The sequence below is a fragment of the Granulicatella balaenopterae genome (assembly GCF_900111135.1).
Taxonomy (GTDB): Bacteria; Bacillota; Bacilli; order Lactobacillales; family Aerococcaceae; genus Granulicatella; species Granulicatella balaenopterae.
The window spans coordinates 1-3,921 of record NZ_FOGF01000068.1 but is presented as its reverse complement, the minus strand read 5'-3'; the positions used below and the strand labels follow the sequence as shown (position 1 = coordinate 3,921).

Sequence of the window (3,921 nt, the reverse complement as noted above, 5' to 3'; positions counted from 1 at the left end):
CTCATTTCTTCTGTTATAATTATTTTCACAAAGAACACCTCTCTATACTTTTGGTTTAGTCACTTATTAGTATATCAGATTGGTGTTCTTTTTTTTACCTATTTAGTCACATATGTACTGTATCCCTACATAAATAAGAAAAATTCAATTAATTATGCCCCTAATCATTATAATGATGTTTTATCTCAACACCTTAATAAGAAATATAATGATGATGAAATTAGGCAGATTTCTATGAAGAATATAGAGAGTTTAGCTCAGATTGGAGACTACGATGAATATTGAAATGCAGAAATACATTAAAGTGAAAAATAATCTAGAAGAATTGAAATTAAAACAAATGCACCTACATTTAGATGATGCGATTGAACAATATAACTCTGGAAATTCAACCCTTACAGAGCTATTGTTAGTTTTAACTAATTATGAATTAAAGGCTAAAGAAGAGCGTATGATTAACTCTTGTGTTCGTATTGCTGGATTTCCATATCTAAAAACGACCGATGACTTCGATTTTAATTTCCAACCAAGTATTAATAAAAAACAAATTCTCGGGTTTAAGGATATGCGCTTTGTGGATAATAAAGAAAATATATTATTTATCGGTAATCCTGGAGTTGGAAAAACGCATTTAGCAACATCTATCGGCATCGAAGCAGCTAAAAATCGTAGGAGTACTTATTTTGTTTCGTGTAACGATCTAATAATGCAACTAAAAAAAGCTTTATTAGAAAATCGATTAGAACAACGATTAAAATATTACGCACGTATGAAACTGTTAATTATTGATGAAGTTGGTTATTTACCTTTAGATGACGTATCATCCAAACTATTCTTCCAATTAATTGCCAAACGATACGAAAAAAATTCGACTATTATTACTGCCAACAAACCACTAAGTGAGTGGACTGAAACCTTTGGTGACATTGTAATCGCTAATGCTATTCTTGACCGTTTACTACACCATAGTCACGTAATTAAAATTATAGGACCTTCTTATAGGACTAAAAACATTTTACCAAAAACAAATGAAAATACTGTGTAGCTAAGGCTACACAGTAAAACAAATTAAATTAACAAAAGTGGTGATTTTAAATTGACATAAATGGTTATATTTTACTTGACACCAATAATTGGAAACGGAAAATAAAAAACGCAACATTTGATATGCTACGTTTTATATGTATATTTAGTTTTCTTTGGCTGTTGAAATAAGATAAATGCCTAAACAAACTAATACTAAGGCTACTAAGCTTGATGGTCCAAGTAAATATAATTCGTTTAAAATGATGGCGCTTAAAAATACACCAAAAATTGGCATTAAAAATCCATATACAACTACTTTAGATACTGGATTAACTTTTAGTAAAAGTGCCCAAATTGAATATGCAACAGCGCTAATAAAGGCCATATAAATTAATAAGCTAACCGAAGCTACTGTGAAGTTATCTAATTGACCTCCAAACACTTTTCCGATAATTGCTAAAATAATTCCTCCAACAATAAACTGATACCCTGATAATATAACTGGATTTTCTTGTTCTGAATATTTTTTAATGTAAACAGATGCAAAGGCTGCCGATATATTAGCAAGTAACATAAAGCCATCTCCCATGAAACTGAATGAGCCGACTTCTACATTGCCAGTCATATTCACTAAAATCACTCCCGCAAAACCTAATATACAAGCAATCAGTTTTTTAGATGTTAATTTTTCTTGGTGAAATAATAAAGCCGCGATTAATAAAGCAAAGAATGTACGAGTTGATCCTAAAATTGATCCTTTTACACCGGCTATATTAGCTAAGCCAATATAAAAGAAAATATATTGTCCAACTGTTTGCATAAGTGCTAAGTTAAAAATATTTTTAGCAGACTTTACTTTTGGTATTAAGATTTCTTTCGTAGCAAGGCTTCCTAATATGATAGTTAATATCCCTGCTAATGTAAAACGAATTCCAGCAAATAACATTTGTGAGGCTATATCATTTGATTTAATTTCAAATAGACGATAACCAATTTTAATGCAAGGAAAAGCGCTTCCCCATAACAGGCAGGCAATTGTGGCTCCAATCACAACTACCCAATTTTTTGTTAAAAATTTTTCTGTTTTATTTTTCATACATCTTTCGACCTTCCATATACTTTCATATATGTCTTTCTTTTCATAATATGATTAATAATACTACTTAGTTATCTATTTATCAATCAATTTTTAGATAATAGATGTTAAAGCTTTATTAGAAAAGATTCATATTACTATGTCCCGTCATTTTTAATCAGAACCCTTCTAATCATCATCTTCGCTTATCTAGCCACCCCACTTATTCAAAAATAACTAATCAGAAACACTAGGCTACTATATTAACTCACTTTATAAGACAATTAGCCCACCATAATTATATAATCAATAAACAATGGAGCAACACTTGACTTTGTAATAGCAATTATTTACCACTATATTTTCTTTAGATACTGGCTGATACTTCCAGATTGAATAGTCTTAGGATTTATTAAAAATTACACACAAGGAAATGATAATCTATTACTTTACAAACAATTACCTAGATATCTACTACACTTCAGCTTTATGTATACTATATGCGTCAATCATTTATATAACCTGTCAGTAAAATGAGTAATCCTATTTTTGTACATGTCTATCTAACATACCTCTATAACAAAATCAAAAAAGAACACCCCTCTACTGTACTAATAAGGAATTTACAAATAATTTAGAGAGATATTCAAAAAAGAGATAAAAATGACTTTAAAAAATGGTGAAAAAATAACCTTTAATGTTTATTGGGCAACGTTAAGTTATTCAAGATATCACTTGTTTATCTATTTAAACGGAAAAGGCCAAAAAGACTTTATGCGATGTACAACAATGGCGTTAAAAGAATTAGGAGGAAAACTAAAGAAAATTCTAACAGATAATATGGTAGCTATTTGTAACCATTCTACAAGATAGTTATTTCCTGGAGTAATTGAATTTGGTAAAAATATGGGGATAGATATAAAAAGATATAAGGTAAAACATCCTTATACTAAAGAGAAAGTTGAATCTGCTAATAGATTTTTAGAATGGTTAAAAACTTATGATGGTGAATTAAAGAGTGTTGATGAGTTAGTAAGTGTCCTGAAGGATATTCAAGTGAGAGCTAATGAATTAGAAAAACGCATTTAGCAACATCTATCGGCATCGAAGTAGCTAAAAATCACAGGAGTACTTATTTGGTTTCGTGTAATGATCTAATAATGCAACTAAAAAAGCTTTATTAGAAAATCGCTTAGAATAACGATTAAAATATTATGCACGTATGAAACTGTTGATTATTGATGAAGTTGGTTATTTACCTTTAGATGACGTATCATCCAAATTATTCTTCCAACTAATTACTAAGTGATACGAAAAAAATTCGACCATTATTACGACCAACAAACCACTAAGTGAGTGAAGTGAAACCTTTGGTGATATTGTAATCACTAAAACACTAACTACAAAACCTTAAAACAATTTACCTTCCTCTATAATCTTTTGATGAATTTAAAAGCCTTGAATCAAACACTTCTACGTCATCTGTATTTCCCCTACACCAGCCCTATTTGGTTTAGTAACAAAAATTACCGCTTTGACAAAAAGCCTTCTTTTAATAACTCCTCAACAACACTATTTGACGAAGAGCCTAAAAAATAACAAAAAAGTTCAAACATTTCTGCTTGAACTTTCTATCATGTGCATGGCGACGTCCTATCCTCGCAGGGAGAAACCCCCAACTACTATCGGCGCTAAGAAGCTTAACTTCTGTGTTCGAGATGGGAACAGGTGTGTCCTTCTTGCCATCATCACCACACTTTTATTTAAAAAAGCTTTGCTCTTTCAAAACTGAATCTGTATTACTTACCATTACTTACCAT

Annotated in this window: 6 protein-coding genes and 1 rRNA gene; 5 read left to right on the top strand and 2 right to left on the bottom strand. The window is 30.5% G+C overall.

Translation table 11 applies throughout. The annotated features are described in order from the left end of the window. Both BMX09_RS10220 and istB read left to right on the top strand, forming a co-directional pair. Positions 1–285: hypothetical protein (locus BMX09_RS10220; protein WP_218138950.1), on the top strand; the 285-nt coding region annotated here is incomplete at its 5' end. 1 nt (position 286) lies between these two features. Continuing rightward, positions 287–1,045 (top strand): IS21-like element helper ATPase IstB, encoded by a 759-nt coding sequence (gene istB, locus BMX09_RS09565; RefSeq protein ID WP_089748060.1) that lies wholly within the window; start codon positions 287–289, stop codon positions 1,043–1,045. 144 nt (positions 1,046–1,189) lie between these two features. Here istB and BMX09_RS09560 read toward each other — a convergent pair whose 3' ends face one another. Then, complete coding sequence (locus BMX09_RS09560; RefSeq protein ID WP_089748058.1) at positions 1,190–2,122, bottom strand: DMT family transporter; 933 nt, start codon at positions 2,120–2,122, stop codon at positions 1,190–1,192. A gap of 642 nt (positions 2,123–2,764) precedes the next feature. On the opposite strand from BMX09_RS09560, the gene BMX09_RS09555 reads away from it, so the two are divergent. The 3 genes from BMX09_RS09555 (at position 2,765) to BMX09_RS10550 (ending at position 3,410) form a co-directional block, all read left to right on the top strand. Further along, entirely contained in the window at positions 2,765–2,974 is a 210-nt protein-coding gene (locus BMX09_RS09555; RefSeq protein WP_089748056.1) for a hypothetical protein, read from the top strand. Positions 2,975–3,007: 33 nt separating this feature from the next. Next, positions 3,008–3,190, top strand: coding sequence for a hypothetical protein (locus BMX09_RS09550; RefSeq protein WP_089748054.1), 183 nt, complete (start codon positions 3,008–3,010; stop codon positions 3,188–3,190). Between the two features lie 133 nt (positions 3,191–3,323). Next, a complete protein-coding gene (locus BMX09_RS10550) occupies positions 3,324–3,410 on the top strand; it encodes an ATP-binding protein (protein WP_089748052.1) in 87 nt (28 codons plus the stop codon). 331 nt (positions 3,411–3,741) lie between these two features. Here BMX09_RS10550 and rrf read toward each other — a convergent pair. Next, positions 3,742–3,857 (bottom strand): 5S ribosomal RNA (rrf, locus tag BMX09_RS09540). Between the last annotated feature and the right edge of the window lie 64 nt (positions 3,858–3,921).

Coding starts and splice junctions, on each gene's coding strand:
- BMX09_RS10550 (WP_089748052.1), top strand. CDS start 3,324: ATGAAACTGTTGATTATTGATGAAGTTGGTTATTTACCTTTAGATGAC.
- BMX09_RS09560 (WP_089748058.1), bottom strand. CDS start 2,122: ATGAAAAATAAAACAGAAAAATTTTTAACAAAAAATTGGGTAGTTGTG.
- BMX09_RS09550 (WP_089748054.1), top strand. CDS start 3,008: ATGGGGATAGATATAAAAAGATATAAGGTAAAACATCCTTATACTAAA.
- istB (WP_089748060.1), top strand. CDS start 287: ATGCAGAAATACATTAAAGTGAAAAATAATCTAGAAGAATTGAAATTA.
- BMX09_RS09555 (WP_089748056.1), top strand. CDS start 2,765: ATGACTTTAAAAAATGGTGAAAAAATAACCTTTAATGTTTATTGGGCA.